General features: G+C 73.6%; 20 protein-coding genes. 8 read left to right on the forward strand and 12 right to left on the reverse strand.

The window, feature by feature from the left end:
- Positions 1-42: 42 nt before the first annotated feature.
- From F603_RS0102475 to F603_RS0102500, 6 genes are all read left to right on the forward strand, one after another.
- Positions 43-885, forward strand: coding sequence for an SDR family NAD(P)-dependent oxidoreductase (locus F603_RS0102475; RefSeq protein ID WP_019544432.1), 843 nt, complete (start codon positions 43-45; stop codon positions 883-885).
- Positions 878-1,672, forward strand: a complete 795-nt coding sequence (locus F603_RS0102480) for an SDR family NAD(P)-dependent oxidoreductase (RefSeq protein ID WP_026328075.1) — start codon at positions 878-880, stop codon at positions 1,670-1,672. The genes F603_RS0102475 and F603_RS0102480 overlap by 8 nt, the downstream gene beginning before the upstream one ends.
- Entirely contained in the window at positions 1,669-3,096 is a 1,428-nt protein-coding gene (locus F603_RS0102485) for an FAD-dependent oxidoreductase (protein ID WP_019544434.1), read from the forward strand. Before F603_RS0102480 ends, F603_RS0102485 begins: the two co-directional genes overlap by 4 nt.
- Before the next feature lie 62 nt (positions 3,097-3,158).
- Entirely contained in the window at positions 3,159-4,508 is a 1,350-nt protein-coding gene (locus F603_RS0102490) for an MFS transporter (protein ID WP_019544435.1), read from the forward strand.
- A 288-nt stretch (positions 4,509-4,796) separates the two neighbouring features.
- Positions 4,797-5,795, forward strand: a complete 999-nt coding sequence (locus F603_RS0102495) for an acyl-CoA dehydrogenase family protein (protein ID WP_019544436.1) — start codon at positions 4,797-4,799, stop codon at positions 5,793-5,795.
- Between the two features lie 86 nt (positions 5,796-5,881).
- Positions 5,882-6,631, forward strand: a complete 750-nt coding sequence (locus F603_RS0102500; protein WP_019544437.1) for a sulfite exporter TauE/SafE family protein — start codon at positions 5,882-5,884, stop codon at positions 6,629-6,631.
- A 473-nt stretch (positions 6,632-7,104) separates the two neighbouring features.
- Here the strand turns inward: F603_RS0102500 and F603_RS0102505 are convergent, their stop codons facing one another.
- A complete protein-coding gene (locus tag F603_RS0102505; protein WP_019544438.1) occupies positions 7,105-8,205 on the reverse strand; it encodes an alpha/beta fold hydrolase in 1,101 nt (366 codons plus the stop codon).
- Positions 8,206-8,384: 179 nt separating this feature from the next.
- Here F603_RS0102505 and F603_RS0102510 point away from each other — a divergent pair, with 179 nt between their 5' ends.
- Positions 8,385-9,017 (forward strand): histidine phosphatase family protein, encoded by a 633-nt coding sequence (locus tag F603_RS0102510; protein WP_019544439.1) that lies wholly within the window; start codon positions 8,385-8,387, stop codon positions 9,015-9,017.
- 5 nt (positions 9,018-9,022) lie between these two features.
- Here F603_RS0102510 and F603_RS0102515 read toward each other — a convergent pair whose 3' ends face one another.
- A complete protein-coding gene (locus F603_RS0102515) occupies positions 9,023-9,643 on the reverse strand; it encodes a hypothetical protein (protein WP_019544440.1) in 621 nt (206 codons plus the stop codon).
- 246 nt (positions 9,644-9,889) lie between these two features.
- Between F603_RS0102515 and F603_RS0102520 the strand changes: the two genes are divergently transcribed.
- Positions 9,890-10,813: a hypothetical protein gene (locus F603_RS0102520; RefSeq protein WP_106431227.1), complete on the forward strand. Its 924-nt coding sequence runs from the start codon at positions 9,890-9,892 to the stop codon at positions 10,811-10,813.
- A 61-nt stretch (positions 10,814-10,874) separates the two neighbouring features.
- Here F603_RS0102520 and F603_RS0102525 read toward each other — a convergent pair whose 3' ends face one another.
- The 10 genes from F603_RS0102525 to epsC form a co-directional block, all read right to left on the reverse strand.
- A complete protein-coding gene (locus tag F603_RS0102525; RefSeq protein ID WP_026328076.1) occupies positions 10,875-11,432 on the reverse strand; it encodes a flavin reductase family protein in 558 nt (185 codons plus the stop codon).
- Positions 11,429-12,850, reverse strand: coding sequence for a dihydroorotase (locus F603_RS0102530; RefSeq protein ID WP_019544443.1), 1,422 nt, complete (start codon positions 12,848-12,850; stop codon positions 11,429-11,431). Before F603_RS0102530 ends, F603_RS0102525 begins: the two co-directional genes overlap by 4 nt.
- Complete coding sequence (locus tag F603_RS0102535) at positions 12,838-13,989, reverse strand: acyl-CoA dehydrogenase family protein (RefSeq protein ID WP_019544444.1); 1,152 nt, start codon at positions 13,987-13,989, stop codon at positions 12,838-12,840. Before F603_RS0102535 ends, F603_RS0102530 begins: the two co-directional genes overlap by 13 nt.
- Positions 13,968-15,059 (reverse strand): PrpF domain-containing protein, encoded by a 1,092-nt coding sequence (locus tag F603_RS0102540; protein WP_019544445.1) that lies wholly within the window; start codon positions 15,057-15,059, stop codon positions 13,968-13,970. Before F603_RS0102540 ends, F603_RS0102535 begins: the two co-directional genes overlap by 22 nt.
- Positions 15,056-16,900: an asparagine synthase (glutamine-hydrolyzing) gene (asnB, locus tag F603_RS0102545; RefSeq protein ID WP_019544446.1), complete on the reverse strand. Its 1,845-nt coding sequence runs from the start codon at positions 16,898-16,900 to the stop codon at positions 15,056-15,058. Before asnB ends, F603_RS0102540 begins: the two co-directional genes overlap by 4 nt.
- A gap of 5 nt (positions 16,901-16,905) precedes the next feature.
- Positions 16,906-17,709, reverse strand: a complete 804-nt coding sequence (locus F603_RS0102550) for a cupin domain-containing protein (protein ID WP_019544447.1) — start codon at positions 17,707-17,709, stop codon at positions 16,906-16,908.
- A gap of 214 nt (positions 17,710-17,923) precedes the next feature.
- Positions 17,924-18,871 (reverse strand): DMT family transporter, encoded by a 948-nt coding sequence (locus F603_RS0102555; RefSeq protein ID WP_019544448.1) that lies wholly within the window; start codon positions 18,869-18,871, stop codon positions 17,924-17,926.
- Positions 18,872-18,873: 2 nt separating this feature from the next.
- Positions 18,874-19,392 carry a cupin domain-containing protein gene (locus tag F603_RS0102560; RefSeq protein ID WP_019544449.1) on the reverse strand — a complete coding sequence of 173 codons (519 nt, stop codon included), beginning with the start codon at positions 19,390-19,392 and terminating at the stop codon, positions 18,874-18,876.
- Between the two features lie 47 nt (positions 19,393-19,439).
- A complete protein-coding gene (locus F603_RS0102565; RefSeq protein ID WP_019544450.1) occupies positions 19,440-20,408 on the reverse strand; it encodes a PLP-dependent cysteine synthase family protein in 969 nt (322 codons plus the stop codon).
- Between the two features lie 44 nt (positions 20,409-20,452).
- On the reverse strand, positions 20,453-21,043 hold the full coding sequence (gene epsC, locus F603_RS36185; RefSeq protein WP_019544451.1) for a serine O-acetyltransferase EpsC: 591 nt from the start codon (positions 21,041-21,043) through the stop codon (positions 20,453-20,455).
- Positions 21,044-21,300: the final 257 nt, after the last annotated feature.

Genomic DNA, 21,300 nt, shown 5'->3' on the forward strand with positions numbered 1-21,300 from the left:
CCGCCCCGCCGTCGACTACGACGGCACGAGCATGGAGCCGCAATGAGCACACTCAGCAACGACGAGCAGCAGGGTCCTGGACGCGTGATCGACCGGGCGATCGCCGCCTACTACCCCGAACTCCCCGGCAAGGCCGCCGTGATCACCGGCGCCGCCCGCGGAATGGGCGCCGCGTACACCGAGGGGCTCGTCGCCCGCGGGGTCGACGTCGTCGGCGGGGACCTCGACCTCGACGCCATGAAGGCGACGGCCGACGCCGTGAACGCGGGCACCCGCACCGTCCCCGCAGACGGCGTCCGCGGCCGGGTGCACCCCGTCGCCCTCGACGTCGGGGACGCCGACGGGCACGAGGAGTTGGCGCAGGCCGCGCTCGCCGAGTTCGGCCGGCTGGACTTCTGGGTGAACAACGCAGGCGTCTTCCCCTACGGGCTCGCCGAGGAGATCACCCCCGAGCAGATCGACTCGACCCTCCGGGTCAACGTGCAGGGCGTGCTCCACGGGGCCCAGACCGCGGCGCGGCACATGGAGCCCGGGGGTGCGATCGTCAACATGTCCTCCGTCTCGGCGGTACGGGTGCGCAGGGGACGCGGCGCGTACTGCGCCTCCAAGGCGGCCGTCGCGCACCTGACGGAGTCCCTCGCCGTGGAGTTGGGGGACAAGGGCCTGCGCGTCAACGCCATCGCCCCCGGCTACATCGACACCGAGATGACCCGGTGGGTGCGCGAGGACCCGGCGGCGCTGGAGCACGCCTTGGACTCGGTGCCGCTCCACCGACTCGGTGCGCCGGAGGAGGTCTTCGGCGCCCTGCTGTTCCTGCTCTCCGACAGCGCGCGGTACGTGACGGGGCACAGCCTCGCCGTCGACGGGGGCTCCCGCCATGTCTGAGTTCAGGGAGCCGGTGCGCTACCCGGAGGTCGTCCTCGTCACCGGGGCCGCCGGCGGGATGGGTGCCGCGCACGCGCGGGCCCTCGCGCACCGCGGCAGCCACGTCTGCCTCGCCGACACGGCGGACGCGGGCCCCGTCGCCGAGGAGATCGCCGCCGCCGGCGGCACCGCGTCCGTGCACGCGCTCGACGTCACCGACTCGGCGCAGTGGCGGCGGCTGGTGGCGCAGGTGCGCGCGGAGCGGGGGCGGCTGGACGGGCTCGTCAACAACGCGGGGATCTCCCGCCGCTTGGGGTTCCTGGAGACCTCGGAGGAGGTCTGGGACCAGGTGCTGCGCGTCAATCTCGACGGCGCCTTCCACGGTATGCAGGCCGCCGCCCCGCTGATGCGGGAGGGCGGGGGCGGCTCCGTCGTCAACATCTCGTCGATCTCCGGTCAGATCGGGTACTTCTCGCCGTCGTACTCCGCCAGCAAGTGGGGGCTCACGGGGCTCTCGAAGTCGGCCGCCGGCGAGTTGGCGGCCTGGAACATCCGCGTCAACTCCGTCCACCCCGGGCTCGTCGCCACCGGACTGCTCGACGGCGCCGACGCGTTCGTGGACGCGGCGGTGCGCAGCATCCCCGCGGGGCGGACGGCGCGACCCGAGGAGGTCACCGACATCGTGCTGCACCTGCTCTCCGACCGCTCCTCCTACGTGACGGGCGCCGAGATCACCGTCGACGGCGGGCTCGTCTCCAACGGGCTCTACCACCGCATACTCGCCGACGCCGAGGAGGTCGCCCGATGACCGACGCACACGACGAGTGGGACGTCGTCGTCGTGGGTGGCGGCGGCGCGGGCCTCGCCGCGGCCGCCTCCGCTTCCGAGGAGGGCGCGCGGGTGCTGCTCTTCGAGTCCGAGCGCGAACTGGGCGGCTCGACGCGGCTGTCGGCCGGCATGTTCACCGCGGGCGGTACCGCGGTGCAGCGGGCGCTCGGCGTCGAGGACACCGTCGAGCGGTTCTTCCAGCACTACATGGACCTCAACCACTGGCAGTTGAAGCCGGGGCTGGTCCGCGCGTTCTGCACACACGCAGGGCCGGCGCTGGAGTGGCTCGTCTCGCTCGGCCTCGAGGTGCCCGCCGCGGTCTCGGCCAACGCCCACACGCCCGGCCTCTGCCAGGCGGGCGTGGAGGACGTCTGGCGCGGCCACGTGCCGCGCGACCAGGGGTACGGGCTCGTCGAGGTGCTGGAGCGGGCGTGCCGCAGGCACAAGGTGGAGACGGTCCTCGACACCCGGGTCGAGGCGCTGCTGTACGAGGACGGACGGGTCCGCGGCGTGGTCGCCGACGGCATCGAGGTGCGCGCGCCCGCGGTCGCCGTGACGACCGGCGGCTTCGCGCAGGACCCGGCGCTCGTCGAGCGGTACTACCCGCGGGCGCACCGGGCAGGGGGGTCGCTCTTCGTCGTGGCGGCCCCCGGCAGCCGCGGCGACCACCTCCGGTTCGCCTCCCAGGTGGAAGGCGCCGTCACGGGCGAGGGCTGGGGCCTGATGCTGCCGACGGCGTACTTCCAGCGGTACCACCACTGGCAGTCGGGCTTCCCGCCCGCCTCCCGCGTCCACGTCAACGCGGCAGGGCGCCGGTTCATGGACGAGGACGCCTCGTACGCCGTCTCCTCCGGGATCATCGATGCCCAACCGGGGCCCGTCTGGGCCGTCTTCGACGAGCGGGCCCGCCGCGGCCTCCCCGTCGGGTACGCGGACTGGACCCCCGAGGGTGTCGCGGCGGAGGCGGCGGCCGGACGCACGGCGTGTGCCGAGTCGCTCGACGCGCTCGCCTCCTCGATGCACGTGCCGGCGGAGGCGCTGCGCGCGACCGTCGCCCGCTGGAACGCCGAGCTGCCGTACGGCAGGGACTCGGAGTTCCTCCGCCACCGCACGCTCGCCAACAAGGGCGGCCCCACCGAGCCGGACCCGATCGGCGAGCCGCCGTACTACGCCGTCCGCCTGCTGCCGGCCGAACTCGTCTGCACGCACGCGGGGTTGGAGATCGACGGCGACGCCGCCGCGCTGGACCGCGAAGGCGCCCCCGTGCCGGGGCTCTTCGCCGCGGGCGAAGCAGGCGCCGGTGTCCTCGGCGAGCGGTACATCGGCGGCGGCAACGCCGTCGCCAACGCCGTGACGATGGGCCGGCTCGCCGGCCGCAACGCCGCCCGCGCGGCGACCCACTGAACCACCGACGCGGGACGTGCGCGTCCCGCCGCAGGAAACCCCTGCCTCCCCAAGGAGTTGTCATGGGAGCTCCCCTCAACGTCGAGGAAAGCGAGCTGGGAAAGCGGACCGTCAAGAAGGTCTCCTGGCGCATCCTCCCGATCGTCGGCCTGCTCTACGTCTTCAACTACATGGACAGGTCGAACATCAGCTACGCCCAGTTGGGCATGGCGCACGAACTCGGCATCACAGCGGCGACGTTCGGCACCGCTGCTGCCGTCTTCTTCCTCGCGTACGTCGTCTTCGAAGTCCCGAGCAACATGCTGATGAAGAAGGTGGGCGCGCGGCTGTGGCTGGCGCGGATCGCCGTCAGTTGGGGCATCGTCACGGTGATCACGGGCTTCGTCGCCAACGTCACCCAGCTCTACGCCGCGCGGCTGGTGCTCGGCGTCGCCGAGGCCGGCCTCTTCCCCGGGCTGCTCCTCTACCTGACGCTCTGGTACCGGGCCGAGGAGCGCGGCCGGGCGATCGCGGCGATGGCGCTCGCGCAACCGGTGGCGATGGTGCTCGGCAGCCTGACCGGCGGGTGGATTCTCGACCACGTCGACTGGTTCGGGATGAGCGGGTGGCGCTGGGTCTTCATGCTCCAGGGCGCGCCGGCCATCCTCATCGGCATCGTCACCCTCCTCTACCTGCCCAACACCCCCGCGAAGGCCCGGTTCCTCAGCTCCGAGGAGAGCGCCTGGCTGGAGCGGGAGATCAGCAGCGAGTACCAGCCGGAGGAGAAGGAGACCTTCCTCGGGCAGTTGCGCGCCCTGAAGAACCGCACCGTGCTGCACCTGGCGGTGGCGAACCTCTTCGCCGCCTGCGGCCTGTACGGGTTCACGTTCTTCCTGCCGCAGATCGTCCAGCAGATGGACCCGTCCTACTCCGCCACCAACATCGGCCTGCTGGGGGCGATCCCGTTCGCCATCGGGGCCCTCGGCATGGTGCTGGTCGCCCGGAACTCAGACCGCAGCGGGGAGCGGCGGAACCATGTCGTCGGACTGATGGTGCTGGCGGCGGTCGGCCTCGCCGGCACCATCACCTTCCGGCACACGCCCGTTGCGGCGCTCGTCTGCCTCTCGCTCGTCGCGGTCGGCGTCCTCGGGTACATGGCGCCGTACTGGGCGATGGCCGCGCGGCTGCTGCCGCGCGAGCACACCGCCGTCGGGCTCGCCGGCATCAACTCCGTCGCGGCGCTGGGCGGCTTCCTCGGTCCGTACGTCATCGGGGCCAACGCCACTGCTGACAACGTCACGGTGGGGCTGTACTTCCCGATCGGCTGCCTCGTCGTCTGTGCGCTCATGCTGCTCTTCCTCCGGGTGCCGCGCGAAGAACGCACACGCGAGAAGGAAGCGGCTCAGCAGCCCGTCGCGGCCGACTCCGCCTGAGCAGGCGTGTCCGCCCGGCCGGCGTGCGCCCTCTCCCGGTGGGGCGCACCCGGCCGATGCGGAGTCCCGACTCCCGGGCGTGCGCCGTGATCTGGGCGCGGTTGCGGGCGGCAAGCCTTCGTTGGACGTTGCGGAGGGGGTGGTGCGGAGATCGGCGGGGACCTCGTCCGTGCCGCGGCCGCGGGAGACGAGTCGGACGACGTCGCGCTCGCGGTTCCGGCCGATCCGTGCGGGCCGATCCGTGCGGTCCGCGGCGTGAGGCAGCCGGGCCGACCTAGGCTGAGGCGTATGGAAGACATTGTCACCCTCGCCACCCGCCTCGCAGAGGAAGTGCTGTTTCCGCACGCGTCGGCCGTGGACGCGGGGGAGCGGGACCTCGCCCGCAACCTCGACGTCCTCGCCGAACACCGCTTCTACGGCGCGATGTTGCCGCCCGAGGCCGGCGGTCTGGGCGCCGACCCGTCGACGGCCGCCCTCGCCGCCGAGATCCTCGCCGGCGGATGCCTGAGCACCACCCTCACGCTCGGGCAGCACCAGGGCATCACCGGGCTCGTCGCCGGGCAGGGGATGCCGGACTTCCGCGAACGGTGGCTGCCCGGGCTCGCCTCCGGCCGGGTCCGCAGCGGGGCCGCGTTCACCGGCGCCATCCCCGGGCCGCCCCGCCTGCGGGCCACCGCGGCACCCGGCGGATACCGGCTCGACGGGGCGGCGCCCTGGGTGAGCGGCTGGGGCATGGTCCACGTCCTCGGCACGGCTGCCAGGGACGAGGACGACCGCATCGCCTGGCTCCTCGTCGATGCCGAGGAGGCTGCCACGCTGCGGGTGCATCCGCAGCGGATGCTTGCGGCCAACGCGACCCGCACCGTCACCGTCGAGTTCGACGGCCACCCCGTCCCCGCCGACCGCCTTGTCACCGTGACGACGCAGGCCGAGCACGCAGCCGGTGAGCCGTTCACCAAGCGCCTCAACGGTTCTCTGGTGCTCGGAGTCGCCCGCCGCGCCGTGGAGTTGCTCGGCGGCGGTGCGTGGCGTACGGAGCTCGACGAGTGCCGGGCCGAACTGGACGCCATGGCCGACATCGACGCCGCACGCGCCAGGGCGGGCGAGTTCGCGGTCCGCGCGGCGACGGCGGCCGTCGTCGAGGGCGCGGGGCGCGGCGTGCTGGCGGACGCGGCGCCCCAACGGCTGCTGCGCGAGGCCGGGTTGATGCTGGTGTTCAGCTCGCGGCCCGCGATCCAGGCGGGGTTGCTGGAGCGGCTGGCGCCCGGGGCGGCGTCCGCGCAGTGAGACGCGGCGGCCTGCGCCGCCCGTCGTGATCGTCGGAGGCACCTCCGGTCAACGGCGCGCGGAGCAGGCTGCTTAGGGTTCCCCCCATGGAGTGGTGGGAAGTTCTCGTGATCTCGTTCGCCGGTCTGTGGGCCGGGACCATCAACACGGTCGTCGGCTCGGGGACATTGGTGACCTTCCCCGTGCTCGTCGCCCTCGGCTACCCACCGGTGACGGCGACGACCTCCAACGCGATCGGCCTCGTCCCCGGCACCATCGCCGGCGCGTGGGGCTACCGCCACGAACTCGGGGAGCGCAGCGGCAGTCTGCGCAGCCTCGCGGTCGCCTCGTTCTTCGGCGCCCTCGGCGGCTCCGCACTGCTGCTGACGCTCCCGCACGACGCCTTCGAGACCGTGGTGCCCTGGCTCGTCGGCCTCTCCGTCGCGCTCGTCGCGGTGCAGCCGCTGCTGACGAAGTGGCTCGGCACCCGGAACGCCGACGCGAAGCCGGGACCGCTGCTGTTCTTCCTCATCTTCCTGATCGGCATCTACGGCGGCTACTTCACCGCGGCCCAGGGGATCATGCTCGTCGGCGTCATGGGCCTGCTGATGCCTGACACGGTGCAGCGGCTCAACGCGGTGAAGAACGGGTTGAGCGCCGTGGTGAACCTCGTCGCAGGCGCCGTCTACGCCGTGGTGGCGCCGGTGAGTTGGCCGGTCGTCGGCCTGCTCGCGGTCAGCTCCACCTGCGGCGGTCTCCTCGGGGCCAAAATCGGTCGCAAGCTGCCGCCGCTGGCGCTGCGGATCGTGATCGTGGTGATCGGGGTCGCTGCGGTGGTGCACATGGTCATGGAGTGAACGGGCCGGGTACGCGGTGCCGTCGGTCGGCGTTCGGAGGGTGGGCCGCAGGCGCCGACGCCGCTGGAAGAACGGCCAGTTGGACTCCCCTCGTCGGCACGGTGAGGGTTTCGCGAGTGCTGTAGCAGCTCTCCGGCGGCTTGGTCGCGCAGGCTTCCGACGTGGAGGCTCGCATGCTGCTCGGCACGGTGGAGGGGCTCGCTGTCCGCCTCACCTCGGTCGGTTGCGGGAAGAAGGAGGCCGGACGCCTTCTCCCGCGTACCCGGAGCGTGCCCGAACCGGTGGATCTCGCCGACGAGGAGCGGCCGCCGCGGGCGAGACCGTCCCCCAAGAGGAGGAGGGCAGGAAGCCCAAGCGACCTGCCCCGCCCGGGAGTCAGGGCGGACGGCCCAGCCGCAGGCGTCCGGGCCGCGGCGTGCAGCGGGACGCCGCGGCCCGGCGCCGGGGTCTGCACCCCGGCGCCGTAGCTCGGCCTACTTCGCGGAGTCCTCCCCGCGCCAGGCGCAACTGCCCGCTGTGGCGCCCCTGTCGAGGGCGCGCTCGGCGGCCGCCTCCTTCAGCACCCGGGTCTTGCCGCCCGTGCACACCGGGGTGCGGTCGGCGTAGCCGGCCAGGTCCAGGAGGATCTGGTCCCAGTGGCGGTACTGCACGTCGTGCCCGCTGTCGTCGTACTCGCGCACGACAGGCTTCTTCGGCAGCGCCTTGCTCCAGCGTGCCTGTGCTTCGGGCGTGACGGTGGTGTCCTTGAGCCCGGTGTAGACGTAGGCCGGCGCCTTCAGCCGCGACATGTCGGGGCCGGGGCGCTCGCAGTACAGCTTCTGCTCGTGCACCTGCGCCGACGGGTCGCCCTTCTGCCCCTGCAGGTAGTAGGAGCGTCCGCCGTCCTCCTCGGCCGTGTCGGTGAAGCCGGGGATGCGGTGCATGGGGCTGTCGTCGTCGAAACCCCACCACGAGCGGGGATCGCGGATCTGCTCGCCGAAGTACTCCTTCAGCTCCGCGTCGCTCTTGCCGCAGTACGACGGCTTCTCGCCGTACGGCGGCGCCGCGGCCGCCAGGTGGAGTGACGAGATCCGCTGCGGCGCGGCCTCGGCGAAGTGCGCCGCGTACGGGCCGCCGCCGGAGATGGCGACGACGGACGCCCTGCGGATGCCCAGTTCGTCGAGGACGGCCTCGACGTCGGAGGTGTAGTCGTCGAAGTCGAGCCCCGCGTCGAACTCCGTGTCGCCGAAGCCGTTGCGCTCGATGGAGACGATGCGCTGGCCGAGGTCCTCGCGGGTGGTGCGGAGGAACTCGGTCATGCCCGACGCGCGCGCCGTCGTTCCCGTACCGCCCATGAAGACCACCGGGTCGCCGTACGTGCGGCCGTTGTCGCCCGTGTCGCTGTAGTGCACGGTGCGGCCCGCGTTCTCCATCTGGTGCATCGCCGGGCCCAACGGGTCGAACTCGTCCTGCACGACGGGCTTGGGGCGCTTGTCGGCCTCCGCGCTCGATGCTCCGGCGGTGAATCCGACCGCCCCCGCGACCGCGGCCACGGAGAGGGTGAACGCCACTGCTGCTGTCGGTGCCTTCTTCATTTCTCGGTCTCCCAGTTGTCAATGTGCGAGAGGGGACCTGCCCGGGAACTCGTGGGTCATGCCTGTCCGACCTGCGACGACGGCACAGACGAGTACCCCGCGCGGTGGGCGGCGCGACCGCGCCCGTCCGCCGCGTACCCTTCCGCGAGAGGGCGCGACACAGTAGAGGAGAGCCGTCCATGCGCACCGTCCACGTCGTCACGCACCCCGAGGCGACGCACCACGTCGAGCGCGTCGTCGGCGGCTGGCACGACTCGGAGTTGACCGACGCCGGCCTCCGCGCGGCGGCCTCCGCCGCGAAGGCGCTGCGAGCACGCATACCGGACGGCGCCGAAGTGCAACTCTTCTCCTCGGACTTGCGGCGCACCCGGCAGACGGCCGAGGAGATCGCCGCGGCGCTCGGCGTGCCGCCCGTCCTCGACCGCAGGCTGCGGGAGAAGTCCTACGGGGAGGCGGAAGGCAGGCCGCAGGAGTGGCTCGACCGGCGGTTCGTCCCGCCGCCCGAGGCGGGGGAGCGGCTCGACCACGACGAGGGAGTCGAGGGCTCGGAGACCAAGGCGGCGTGGGCACGGCGCGTCTACGCGGCGATGGACGCGATCGTGCGACTCCCGTGCGCGCAGCAGGTCGTCGTCACGCACGGCGGTTCGCTGACGTTCGTCGTGGCGCACTGGATCGGGATGCCGCTGGAGACGGTGGGCCGCGCCGCCTTCCGCGCGCCCTCCGGCAGCATCACCACGCTCCACGAGGACGGCTACTTCCACAACCGGCAGGTCGTAGGACTCGGCGACGCCCGCCACCTCGAGTCCGCCTGAACACCTCAGCGCGCCACGGCGAACAGCGCGGCCGCGACGGCGCCGAGGGCGGTGCCGTAGACGAGTTGAGCCCAGGTGTGCGCCTTGAGGACGCGCCGGGACCAGCCGCTCACCAGCACGAGCAGCACGCTCGGCAGGGCGGGGAGGCCGAAGACGAGCAGGAGGATCGTCACGGTGCCGCCGGCGACGGCGTTGTGCGCCGAGATCTGCCACCACACGGTCACCACGAGGACGGACGCGAGCCCGCCGAGCATCGCGACGACGAGCGCCGACACGTCACGGGGCGCATCCAGCGCAAGGAGCAGGACGACGCCGCCCGCGACGGAGAGCAGGCTCGCGCCGAACGGCACCAGGCGCTGCCGCCGGACACGGACATGCCTGTCGCTCAACCGGCCCCGCCGCACGCCGAGTTGCACGAGGGCGAGCGGGACGGCGCCGCAGAAGGCCCCGGCGAGAAGGCCCCACCCGACCCCCGCGAAGCTGCGGGTGCTGTGCCAGCCGACGAGGAGGAGCAACGCGACGACGAGGTGCGCAGGTGCGAGGAGCTCGGTGGCGACCTTCGCCGCCTTCACCCTCGGGCCCGCTCCCGCGTAGGCGGGCGGCGCGGGAGGCGTGAACGTGCTCATGGCGGGGCTCCGTCGGAAGAGGCTTGCGCGACCACCGCACCTTACGCGGCGGAGCCGGTGCGCCCCGCCGTCTGCGCCCCGCCGGGGCAACTCGACCGCAACTCGACCGCCCGCAGGACCGACTCCGACCCGTGCGAGGGCGGACGCAGGCATCCCGGGTGAACCGCGCGGTGCCCGTGTGGCGTCCGTGACCTGTGGGAGGAGCCGAACCGCGGCTCCGACGACGTGTGCGACGAGGAGAGTTACGTGACGGTCGGCGAAAGGGCGCGCACGGTGCGCCGGTTGTACGCGGCGGCGCTGGTGCCGACGGGAGGGGCCGCCGTCACCGGGCTCGCCGTCGTCGTGGGCGTCTTCGTCGCCGGCTGGCCCGCCCTCGTCGAGGTGATGGCGACGCACCGGAGAGTGCGCGCCTACGAAGATCCGGCGGTCGGCTACATCGACGAGCCCGCGAACCGCATGGAGGTCGTGGGGAACGTCACGCTGCCGATCTCGGTGGTCCTCGCCTGCGCGCTGCTGGGGGTGATGTGGAACTGCTGCGTGCGGTCGCTCTCCGCGCGGCCGACGTGGCGGGAGGCGGTCCGGCCCGTCGGCGCGGCCTTCCGGGTGCAGCTCCTCGTCTGGTGCGCCCCTGCGGGGCTCGGCGCCGTCCTTCTCCCGCTTGCGACGTCCTGGGGCGGGCAACGCCCGGAGCATCTGCAGGACTTCACCCTCGGTCTGATCGCCGTCGTCTTCGCCGTGTCGTTGGTCTGCCTCTCGTTCGCGCCCGTCGCCGTGGCCCGGGGCGACGCGCGCACCGCACGCGAAGCCGTGCGCCGCTCGTTCCGGCTCGTCCGGCGCGGTCCCGTGCGGGCCACGCTCAACATGGCGCTCGCCGTCACCGTCGCGGTCCTCGTTCTGAGTGTCACGGACAGGCCGACGGACCTGGCGACCGTACCGCTGTGGCACGCGGCCGAGGCCGTCACCGGCAACCTCTACGTGGGGTACCTGGCGCAGCTCTCCACGGCGCTGCTGCTCGGGATGCTGGTCGCGTTCTTCCTCGTCGTCCCCGCCGTGGCCTTCTCCACCGACCGGCTGTACGCGCGGCTCGCCGCCCGGCTCCCGTCCGACGAAGGCGACGCCCGACCGACGGGCGCGGAGCGGGAGTCGGCCGTCGGCTCCGGAGGCGCGTAGCCGCGGCGGCGGGCTGCTCCGGGCGGGCCCCCGCGAGGGGAGCCGCCCGGTGCAGCCGCCGTCAGCGCGGAGCCGGCGCGGCGTGGGCGAAGCCGCGGCGGTGCCACAGGAGGCCGCCCGCCGTGTGGGGCGTGCCGGTGATCTCGGTGATGCGGCCGATGAGAATGGTGTGGTCGCCGCCCTCCACCGTGTCGTAACGCACGCAGTGCAGCCGCAGTTCGGCCTCGGCGAGCGCCGGCGCCGTCGGGCGGTCCGCGTCCGGCGAGGGGACGAGGGGCACCCCGAGGAACCGCTTCTCCGCGGGGCCGGCGAACCGGCCTGCCAGCGCCTCGTTCCGCGGCCCCGTCAGGTTGACGCAGAACGACGGCGCCGCCGTCAGCGCTGCGTGGGTGCCGGAGCGCCGGTCGAGGCAGACGAGGAAGAGCGGCGGGTCGAGCGAGAGCGAGGAGACGGCGCTCGCGGTCAGGCCCCGCGGCATACCGGCCTCGTCGTAGCAGGTGACCACGGTGACGGGGGAGGCGACGGCGGCCATAGCCGCTCGGAACTCCTCGGCGGGTACGGACGGTTGGCGAATCTCGGGCGCAGCCGCGGGGCGGGTGCTCAGCAGGGCCGTACTCATCGTGCTACCTCCGTCTGCTCGTCGGGAGCCGTCGCGGCCGAGGCGAGCCAGCGTCCGGCGGGGTGCCCCGAGACCCCCGTCCGCACGTCCCACACCACGCGCCCCGAGGCGAGCACGGTGGTGAACCGGCCGGTGAAGAGCCACCCCTCGTACGCGGACCAGCCGCAGCGGGAGGCGACGTGCGCCGCGGAGAACTGCCAGCGCGTGTCCGGGTCGAGGAGCGCCAGGTCGGCGTCGGCCCCCGGGACGAGGCGCCCCTTGCCCGGCAGGTCGAAGAGGCGGGCGGGGCCTTCGCCCATCAGGCGTGCGAGGTGCGCCGCCGCGGCGTCGGGCGGGGTGCCGCGCGAGAGCATCCCGGTCCACACGGCCGTCGCCAGTTCCTGCACCCCGGGGAGGCCGGGCGGCGCCTGCGCCGGGGGGCGGTTCTTCTCCTCGACGGTGTGCGGCGCGTGGTCGCTGCCGAGCGTCGCGGCCTCTCCTTCCAACACGGCCTGCCAGAGCCGCTCCTGGTCGCGCGAGCTGCGGATCGCGGGTGAAAGGCGGGTGCGGGGGCCGCGGCGTGCGGTGTCGGCGTCCGTGAACGACAGGTGGTGGCCCGTGACTTCGAAGGTGACGGGGAGTCCCTCGCCGGCGGCCGCGGTGAGCAGGTCGGCTTCCTCGGCCGAGGAGACGTGCAGGACGTGGGTGCGGGTGCCGTGGGTGCGCACGAGCTGCACCACCCGCGCCACGGCCACGATCCCGCCGGAGCGCGGACGGTGGGCCTCGTACTCGCGGTAGGACGCCGGGTCCGGCTGCCGGGTGTCGAGCAGGTCGAAGACGTGCTGGTCCTCGGCGTGCAGCACGAGCCGTACCCCGCCGCGTGCGGCCGCCGCGAAGGCCGCGTCGAGCTGCTCCTCGTCGCGGAAGACCACAGGCGCCGTGTGGTGCCCCGCCATGAAGATCTTCGCCGAGGTGGCGATGTCGGGGGCGAGGTCGGCGAGGAGGTGCGGGCGGTCGGGGTCGGCGCCGATGTGGAACCGGTGGTCGACCCGTGAACGGCCGGCGATCAGCGCCGCCTTGGCGCGCACCGAGCGCGGATCGAGCGACGGCGGGCGGGTGTTGGGCATGTCGACGACGGTGGTCACGCCCCCGGCGAGGGCGGCCGCGCTGCCGTGCTCCCAGGTCTCCTTGTACTCCAGGCCCGGGGTGCGGAAGTGGACGTGCGAGTCGATGAGCCCGGGGAGGACGTACCGCCCCGCCGCGTCGAGGCGCGGCCCGGCCGGGAGCGGGGCCCCGGCGTCGGGCAGCGCGTCCACGCGGCCGTTGCGCACGACGACGGCGCCGTCGCGCACCCCGTCGGGGGTGACGAGTCGTCCGCCCTCGACGACCAGGTCGGCGTCGGCTCCGCTGCGGGTGCCGTCCGGTGTCAGCGCATCCATGGCAGACTCACCAGTTCCTTGCAGAGGTCGTTGGTCGGTCCCATCAGAGCCACGGCGCGCACGTCGTGGGCGTAGCGGTTGATCGGGTGCGTCTCGACGTAGCCGGCCGAGCCGAGCATGCGCTCCACGTCGGCGACGACCGATTCGCCCGTCGTCGAGGCGAAGAGCTTGCTGTGGAGAGTCGCCGTCCCCGGGTCCGCGGCGCTGCGCCGGCCCGCACGTTCGACGCTCGCGCGCGCCGCCTCGACGCGGGTGGCGAGGTCGACCAGGCGGTGCCTGACCGCCTGGTGCCCGAGGAGGCCGCGGCGCTCGGCGTGCCGGTGCGCCGCGTCGAGCGCGGCCTGGGCCACGCCGACGGCGACCGCGCCGAGGGAGGCGCCGCTCTCCCGGACGCCGGCGATGATCCGGGCGGCGACGCCCTCGGCGCCGAGCCGTGCCGAGTCCGGGACGTGGCAGTCGCGCACCGAGACGAAGCCGGTCGCGGAGCCGCGCATGCCGCTCAGTCGCATCGAAGTGTCGGGCAGCAGGCCGGGGTTGTCGCCGGGGACGAGGAAGAACGTCTGCCCTGCGGCGCCGTAGGAGGCGTCGGAGGAGTCGGAGGAGGCGCCGTCCGGCGAGGTGCTCTGCGCGAGGACGAGGTAGACGTCGGCGAGGCCCGCGCTGGTCGTGAAGGACTTCGCGCCGTCGAGCAGCCAGCCGTCGCGGGTGCGGCTCGCCGTGGTGGAGAGCTTCTTCTTGTCGGCCCCCGCGCCGGTCTCGCTCCAGGCGGAGGCGGCGAGCCAGGTGCCGGAGGCGAGCCGGGGGAGCAGCTCGCCGCGTTGTTCCGCGCTGCCGTGCTCGACGACGCGGGCGCTCACGGCGTAGTGCTGGAAGAGCATGATCGCCGCCGAGGCGTTGGCGTACGCGACGTCTGCGACAAGGGAGTTGAGCTCCGCGGCGTCGGCGCCCGCGCCGCCGTACTCGGCGGGCACGGCGGCGCCGAGGAGCCCGGTCTCGCGGAGTACGGCGAGGGCCTCGACGTCGGGGAGGCCGCTGCGGTACGCCGCCTCGGCGCAGTCGGCGAGCCGCTCGCGGTCGGAGGGGGCGAGGGCGGGTCGGGTGGAAGGGCGGGCGGCGGTCAGACCGTCAAGGGCAGCCATGGTGTCTCCTCGGAGGCCGAAGTGTGCGGGGACGCGGGGGAGTCGGGGGTGCGCTCGCGGAGCAGTCCGGCGTAGTCGACCTGCTTCCGCGCGACGGAGACCCAGGCGAGGTGCCGGTCCGCGGGCGCGCCCGAGGTGGAGGCGGCGACGCGTACCTCGCCGTCGGTCGTACGGAGCGTCAGCAGCCCCTCGCCCCTGCCCGCCTCGGCGAGCAGCCGCCACGGGACGCTGTCGGTGATCTCCGCCGCCGAGCCGAGGCAGACCGCACCGGTCAGGGCGACGGTCGGGTGCCAGGAGGGCACGGAGACCGCCCGCACGGCGAGGCGCTGCGGCCCGTCCGGCAGGAGCGCCGCGATCTTGGGGAACGCCCCGTGCGGGTCCCAGCCCTGCGCCTCGCAGACGGTGCGGCGTACCTGGAGCATCCGCGCGAAGAGCGCCGGGTCGTCGGCGAAGAGACCGTCGACGCTTCCCGCTCCCAGGTCGGCGGCGGAGACCAGGACGTAGGGGTTGCCCATGGAGACGAGCGAGACCTCCAACGAGCCCCCGCCGAAAGGGATTCGGGTCCGCGGCTCGCCCGCGAGCAGCAGGTCGCCGAGCGGGCGCGGCGGGGAGCAGAGGAAGTGCGCGGTGAAGCGGGTGCCGCCCGTCGAGGTTTCCTCGACCTCGCAGACGACGTTGTCGCCGTTGTTGAGGACGTTCACCCGCACACGGCACCCCGGCACGAGCGGCTGGATCATCCCGGTGCGCGCGGCCGCCTCCACGGCGGCGAGGATCGAGTGGCCGCAGGAGCCGCGGACGTCGAAGGCGTCGTCGCTCCCGGGGAGGGACTGCACGAAGCGGTAGTCGAGATCGAAGAGCGGATGGCGGGACGGGCGCACGAGCGCGTTCTTCAGAACGCCGTCGGTGCCGCGCGCCGCCAACTCGCCCCGCAGCGCGGTGAGTGCGCCGAGCTGGCCCGTCTGCGACTCGGGGAGCTCCCGGGCGTCGAGGACCGCCGTGGGGCAGGGGGCGCCGTGCGCCCTCGCCAGCGCGGTCGAGAGGGGGACGGCCGGTGCCGTCGGTGCGTTCATGCCGCTGCTCCTTCCAGCGCGTGCGGTGCCTGTACCGCGGTGTCGAACCGGGTGGCGGCGTCGAAGAACTGACGTCGCCAGAGCTGGTGGCCCATGAGGGACCACAGTGCGAGCGAGGCGGTGTCCGAGGGGCGTTCGGCCTGCTCGGTGAAGAGCGCCTCCACGGTGTCGCCGCGCAACCGCCCGTCGGCGCGGAGCGATACGGGCGAGAGCACGTCCCGCGCCATTTCCCAGAGGCGCTGCCCCGGCGCGAGCATGGCGGTGACGGGGAGCGTGAACGGCTGCTTGGGGCGGTCGAGGACGGCGTCGGGGACGAGGCCGCCGGCCGCCGCGTAGAGCGCGCGTTTGACGCCTGCCGAGGTGAGGCGGTGCGCGTCGGGCAGCCCCGCGGCGAAGCGGACGATCGCGGGCTGGCAGAAGGGGATGCGGGCCTCGACCGAGGACGCCATCGAGAGGTGGTCGACGCGGCGCAGATGGTAGGCGGGCAGCCGGTACCGCTGCTCGGCTTCGCAGATGCGGGTGAGGCGGCTCCCGTTGCCGTGCTCCAGGGCGGCGTGCAGTTCCGGCGGCAGGGCGGGGCGCGCGCGGACGGTCGCCGCGTAGTCGTCGGTGTAGAGGCGGGCGCGGAGCGCGCGGGGTACGGCGGCGAGGTGGTCGAGGTAGGCGCCCGACCAGTCGGCGCCCTCGGGGGCCGCGAGCGCCTGGCTCATGCGCGCGTAGCCGGCGAAGAGTTCGTCGGCGGCGTCGCCCGTGAGCGCCACCTTGAAGCCGGCGTCGCGGACGGCGCGGAAGAGCGAGAAGGTGCTGAGCGTGATCGGGTCGGCGTTGGGCTGGCCGAGGTGCCAGACGACGTCGGAGAGGAGCTCGGGGAAGGAGGCCGGGTCGATCTCCACCTGGTGGTGCGTGGTGCCGACGGACTCGGCGACGCGGGCTGCGTAGGCGCGTTCGTCGCCGGGCCAGCGGCCGGTGTAGGCGATGTTGAAGGTGTGGAGGGCGCCGCGTGCCGCGCGTGCGGCGAGGGCGGTGACGAGGCTGGAGTCGAGCCCGCCCGAGGTGATGGCCGCCACGGGCACGTCCGCGGTGAGGAGCCGGGAGACCTCCGTCTCCAGCGCGGCGCGCAGCTCTCCGCCCGCCTCCTCCAGCGAACGCCCGGGGGCCGCGCCTTCGGCACTCTCGTATCCGAGGGGGCGCTCGCTGATGCGCAGCCCGTCCGTGCGCGAGGCGGTGGCGGTGGCCGCGGGCGGCAGCACGTCGATCCCCTCGAACATGGTGCGTTCGCCGAACGGGGTCTTCGACGTCAGGTAGGCGTCGAGCCCGAGCTCGTCCTCGCGGGCGCGGACGTCGGGGAAGCTCAGCAGCGCAGGTATCTCGGAGGCGAAGTGGAGGACCCCGGTACGCGAATCCCAGGAGTAGTAGAGGGACTTCATGCCGGCCGGGTCGGTGGCGAGGACGAGCCGCGGCTCGGCGCGCAGGTCGATCACGGCGACCGCGAACATGCCGTCGAGGTGCTCGGCGAAGGAGTCGCCGTAGGTGAGGTAGAGCGCCGGGAGGATGGACCCGTCGCAGCGGTCCTCGAAGCGGAAGCCGCGTCCGCGCAGGCGTGCGCGGAGCTCGTCGTGGTTGTAGAGCTCACCGTTGAACACGACGACGACCCCGTCGTGGTGATAGGGCTGGGCACCGCCCTGCGGGTCCATGATCGACAGACGGTTGTTGCCGAGTGCCCAGTCGGCTCCGCGGACGAACGAGCGGGCGTCCGGGCCGCCGTGGTGCAGCAGCGCTGCGGCGGTGCGCAGTTCGCGGTCGCCGGTGCGGGTGTTGAAGGTTCCGTAGATGCGGCACATCACTCTCACCTGAGCTCGGAGGAGACGCCGGCGGCGGAGTACAGCGCCGGGTCGAAGGGGCTGGGACCGCCGCAGGTGACGAAGCGCGCGGCGGCGGGTCCCGTGTGCGGGTTGCGGGCGCCGTGGAGCACGCCGGGGGCCGCGTAGAGGACGTCGCCGGCGGAGACGTCGATCCAGCGGTCGCGCAGGTACATCTGGCCGTGCCCCTCGAAAGCGAGGAACGCCTCGTCGCTCTCGGGGTGGAGGTGGACGTTGAAGGTCTGGCCCGGCTGCTGGATGCCGCAGTGCAGGCAGAGTTGGGCGCTCCCGGTGCCGGGCCAGAAGACGAAGTTCATGGTGGCGCGGTCCTCGGCCGCGCTGACCTGCCCGGTGCCGCCGAACCCCTGGAGGCGCGTCGTCTCGTCCCACAGCGAGGAGAAGAGCAGCGGCCGCGTCCCCGCGGCGCGGGTCGGTTCCAGCGGGGCGCGCCACACGTAGGCGACGAGCCCGCCGGCGCCGGCGGAGAGGCTGAGGGGGAGCCCGGTCGGTGCGTGCACGGAGTCGGCGCGCTGCACGGCGCGGGTCTCGCCGCCCACGCGGGCCGTGCCCGAACCGTCGAAGACGACCGCGGTGTTCTCCTCCTCGGTGCTCGCGTCGGGGGTGAACGTCTCGCCGGCGGCGACGCGTACGACGTGCAGCGTCACGTGCGTCGCGCCGGCGGCGGGGCTGACGGGGGTGGCGACGAGGGTGCGTCCCGACTCGACGGGTTCGAAAAGCAGCTCGGAGGACGGGATGATCCTGCCGCCGCCGAGGTACGTGGAGGTCTGCATGGGGGCTACTCACTCCTTGGACCTGGATGCGCTCTGGCTCCGCCAGCATCGGCGGGCGCCTTCCCGGTGCCCTCCCTCACCGGTCCCTGCGCGGAGGAACGCGGGGGAGGAGGGACGGGAACGCCTCCGCGGGGCTCACGCGACGGGCCGGGGCCCGGTCCGAGCACCCTGGGGGTGTCGGACCGGGCCCCGGCCCGGTCGGTGCGAGGTCGCCTCAGCGCCCGGCGTCCTGGGGGACGCGCTCGACGGGTGCCGCGGCGGGCGTGCGCTGCGGCCGGTCGGCGCGCGGCCGCAGCCGGCCTTCGGCGAAGCCGAGCGCCAGGATCACCACGGCGCCTCCCACGGGGACGTTCCACCCCACGGACTCGCCCAGCGCCACGGCCCCGACGATCACCGAGAAGACGGGGACCAGGTAGTTGACCCCGGAGGCCGTGGTCGGACCGGCGTCCGCGATGAGCCGGTTGAGCAGTACGAAGGCGAGGCCGGTCGACGCGGCGCCGAGCAGCACCAGGGCGAGCACGGGCTTGACCGCGAGGTCGCCGGCGAGGGTCCAGCCGGAGACGAACGTCGTGACGACCGCGGTGATCACGGTTCCCGAGGTGAGCTGCCCCGCGGTGACGGCGAGCGCGGGGATCTTGTGCGGCGCGATGAAGCGCCGGACGTAGACGAAGCTCACCGCGTAGCTCGCGGCGGCCCCGATGCACGCCAACTGCCCGCCGACGGAGCCCAGCCCGCCGGCGGCCCACGGCCCGACGATGACGACGAGGCCGACGAACCCGGCGGCGAGCCCGATGACCTTCCGCGACGTCGGCTTCTCCTCCGGGATGGCGAGGGCCGCGATCCCCAGCGTCACCAAGGGGGTTGCGCCCTGGATCACCCCGGCGACGCTGGCGGTCGTGTGCTGCTCGCCGACGGCGAAGAGGGTGAAGGGGACGGCGTTGCCGAAGACGGAGGCGACGACGATGTGTCCCCACACCGGCCGCGCCGGCAGCGGGATGCGCTTGAGCGCGACGATCGCGGCGACGACGAGGGCGCCCACGAGGAGCCGCCCCGTGGCGAGTTGGAGCGGCTCGAACGCGTCGAGCGAGACCTTGATGAAGGCGAAACTGCATCCCCACAAGGCGGCGAGCAGCAGGAACCGTCCCCAGCTAGCGGTGTTCATGGTCACTCTCCCGGTGATGTGTGGTCGTGGTGGTGCGCGTGGGTGTGGTGGTGCGGTGCTGCGTCGGGATCGACCTCGTACTGGTCGAACTCCTCCATCAGCGCGACCATCTCCTCCCTGCTCGGCCTGTTGCCGTCGGCGAGCAGGCGGGAGAGCCCCTCGAAGAAGCCCTCGCGGTGCTCGGCGGGGGTGAAGATGATGAGCATCTCCGCGAGTGCGCCGCTGTCGTTGCGGAATCCGTGCACGGCCCGCTCGGGCACGTGGAGGAAGTCGCCTGCGTGCGCCGTCCGCCAGCCGCTCCCGTCGTGGAGCGCCACCTCGCCGCGCAGCACGTAGAACGACTCGGCGATGCGCGTGTGGTAGTGGGGCGCCGCTCCGGAGGCGCCGGGGAGCATGCTGTGGTGGAAGATGCCGAGGCGGCCGTCGGTCGCTCCGGCGGGGGCGATGAACCGCGTGGTCGTCGTCTCCCCGATACGGACCGTGCGCGCGTCGTCGAACGCGTGGAGCGCGGCCAGGGTCATGGTCTCTCACGTCCTCTCTCGGTGGGGCGCTGCGGCCTTCGGACGGCTCACTCGTCCCACATGCTCAGGTAGCGCTCGCCGGTGTCGGGCAGGACCGTGACGACGGTCCGCCCCGCGTGCCGGTCCTCCGCGGCGAGCGCCGCGCTGACGTGCGCCGCGGCACCCGAGGAGACCCCGGCGAACAGGCCCTGCCCGCGGGCGAGTTCGCGGGCGGCTGCGAGCGCGTCCGCGTCGGAGACGGTGCGCACCTCGTCGATGAGCGAGACGTCGGTGGTCTCCGCGACGAACCCGCCGGTGAGACCGGGGATACGGTGCCGTCCCGCGTAACCGCGGGAGAGGACGGGGGAGTTCTCCGGCTCGACGGCGACCACGTGCACGTCCGGGTCGGTCTCCTTGAAGTACCGTGCGATGCCGGTGAGCGTCCCGCCGGTGCCGACGCCGCAGACGAGCGTGGCGAGCCGGCGCCCGGTGGTGCGCAGCGCCGCGTCGATCTCGGGACCCGTCGTCTCGTAGTGCGCGCGGACGTTGTCCTGGTTCTCGTGCTGGCAGGGGAACCAGGACCCCGGGGTGGCGGCGTGGATCTCCTCCGCCTTCTCGATCGCGCCCGGGTAGCCCTGCTCGCTCGGGGTCTGCACCACCTCGGCGCCGAAAGCCCGCAGGAGCCGTACGCGCTCGGTGGTGGCGTTGTCGGGCAGCACGATGACGCACCGGTAGCCGCGCGAGGCCGCGAACGCCGCGAGCGAGATACCGGTGTTGCCGGACGTCGCCTCCACGATCGTGCCGCTGCCGGGCAGGAGTTGGCCCCGGTCCTCGGCGCCGCGGATCATCCGCAGCGCCGCCCGGTCCTTGCTGCTCGACATGGGGTTGGCCGACTCCAGCTTCGCGAGCACCTCGGCGCCGGGTGCGGTCGCCGGAAGGCGGAGCCGCAGCAGCGGCGTCGAGCCGACCAGTTCCTCGACGCTCTCGGCGACGGCGGGAAGGCGGCGGGTCTCCTGCGGGGGGCTGATGGTCTCCATGGGAGGGGTCCTCACGTTGGTGGGGCGGAGATGGGCGGCGCGGGCTACCAGGAGCCGGCCGAGGCGATGTCGGCGTAGACGTCGGTGAGCAACTCGGGCCGCCTGCCCGGCTCCTTGACGACGGCGGTTGGCGCCAGCACGCGCGAGCCGGCGGGGACGTCCTTGTTGACGAGGGCCTGCGCGCCGATGACCGCGCCGTCGCCCACGGTCACGGGCCCGAGCACCGTCGCGTTGGCGCCGAGCACGACGCCGCGACCCACCACGGGGTGGCGGCGGGCGCCCGGCGGACGGGCGTTGTCGCTCCACCAACCGACGGCGCCGAGCGTCACCTGGTGGTAGAGGGTCACGTCGTCGCCGACGCGGCAGGTCTCGCCGATCACCACGGCGGCCCCGTGGTCGATGAAGACGCGGCGGCCCAGCTCGGCCCCCGGGTGGATCTCCACCGCTGTGACCTTCCGCGCCCACCGCGCGAGCAGCTTCGCGGTCAGCCGCATCCCCCGCGTGTGGAGCCGGTGGGCGACCCGGTGGCTCCATAACGCGGTGAGTGCGGGGTGCAGCGACGCCTCCAGGCGCCCCCGTACGGAGGGGTCGCGTTCGACCACCACGTGCAGGTCCTCGCCCATCGTCCGCAGCATGCCCGGGTGTTCGGGACCCGTGCGGGAGGCGTGTACGGGGGCGGCGCCGCGGCGCCTTGGCGGCGGAAGGGTCTTCCGCCGTGAGGTGAGCGAGGCATTCATGGGCACTCCGGGGCTGTCGTCTACCGCGGCCGGCGCTGCTGCACCGGCTCCCGACACCGCAGACACTCCCGCCACCGCTTCCCGATCGCTTCCCGCCCCGTTCCCCCGTGCCGTGCACCGCGGTGCCGAGCGGAACCACGGGGACGGGAAGAGAA

The organism is Streptomyces sulphureus DSM 40104, assembly GCF_000381025.1.
GTDB classification, from domain to species: domain Bacteria; phylum Actinomycetota; class Actinomycetes; order Streptomycetales; family Streptomycetaceae; genus Streptomyces; species Streptomyces sulphureus.

Excerpts from the sequence above, each read along its gene's own strand:
- F603_RS0102475 (WP_019544432.1), top strand. The coding sequence starts at position 43 with ATGAGCACACTCAGCAACGACGAGCAGCAGGGTCCTGGACGCGTGATC.
- F603_RS0102480 (WP_026328075.1), top strand. The coding sequence starts at position 878 with ATGTCTGAGTTCAGGGAGCCGGTGCGCTACCCGGAGGTCGTCCTCGTC.
- F603_RS0102485 (WP_019544434.1), top strand. The coding sequence starts at position 1,669 with ATGACCGACGCACACGACGAGTGGGACGTCGTCGTCGTGGGTGGCGGC.
- F603_RS0102490 (WP_019544435.1), top strand. The coding sequence starts at position 3,159 with ATGGGAGCTCCCCTCAACGTCGAGGAAAGCGAGCTGGGAAAGCGGACC.
- F603_RS0102495 (WP_019544436.1), top strand. The coding sequence starts at position 4,797 with ATGGAAGACATTGTCACCCTCGCCACCCGCCTCGCAGAGGAAGTGCTG.
- F603_RS0102500 (WP_019544437.1), top strand. The coding sequence starts at position 5,882 with ATGGAGTGGTGGGAAGTTCTCGTGATCTCGTTCGCCGGTCTGTGGGCC.
- F603_RS0102505 (WP_019544438.1), bottom strand. The coding sequence starts at position 8,205 with ATGAAGAAGGCACCGACAGCAGCAGTGGCGTTCACCCTCTCCGTGGCC.
- F603_RS0102510 (WP_019544439.1), top strand. The coding sequence starts at position 8,385 with ATGCGCACCGTCCACGTCGTCACGCACCCCGAGGCGACGCACCACGTC.
- F603_RS0102515 (WP_019544440.1), bottom strand. The coding sequence starts at position 9,643 with ATGAGCACGTTCACGCCTCCCGCGCCGCCCGCCTACGCGGGAGCGGGC.
- F603_RS0102525 (WP_026328076.1), bottom strand. The coding sequence starts at position 11,432 with ATGAGTACGGCCCTGCTGAGCACCCGCCCCGCGGCTGCGCCCGAGATT.
- F603_RS0102530 (WP_019544443.1), bottom strand. The coding sequence starts at position 12,850 with ATGGATGCGCTGACACCGGACGGCACCCGCAGCGGAGCCGACGCCGAC.
- F603_RS0102535 (WP_019544444.1), bottom strand. The coding sequence starts at position 13,989 with ATGGCTGCCCTTGACGGTCTGACCGCCGCCCGCCCTTCCACCCGACCC.
- F603_RS0102540 (WP_019544445.1), bottom strand. The coding sequence starts at position 15,059 with ATGAACGCACCGACGGCACCGGCCGTCCCCCTCTCGACCGCGCTGGCG.
- asnB (WP_019544446.1), bottom strand. The coding sequence starts at position 16,900 with ATGTGCCGCATCTACGGAACCTTCAACACCCGCACCGGCGACCGCGAA.
- F603_RS0102550 (WP_019544447.1), bottom strand. The coding sequence starts at position 17,709 with ATGCAGACCTCCACGTACCTCGGCGGCGGCAGGATCATCCCGTCCTCC.
- F603_RS0102555 (WP_019544448.1), bottom strand. The coding sequence starts at position 18,871 with ATGAACACCGCTAGCTGGGGACGGTTCCTGCTGCTCGCCGCCTTGTGG.
- F603_RS0102560 (WP_019544449.1), bottom strand. The coding sequence starts at position 19,392 with ATGACCCTGGCCGCGCTCCACGCGTTCGACGACGCGCGCACGGTCCGT.
- F603_RS0102565 (WP_019544450.1), bottom strand. The coding sequence starts at position 20,408 with ATGGAGACCATCAGCCCCCCGCAGGAGACCCGCCGCCTTCCCGCCGTC.
- epsC (WP_019544451.1), bottom strand. The coding sequence starts at position 21,043 with ATGCTGCGGACGATGGGCGAGGACCTGCACGTGGTGGTCGAACGCGAC.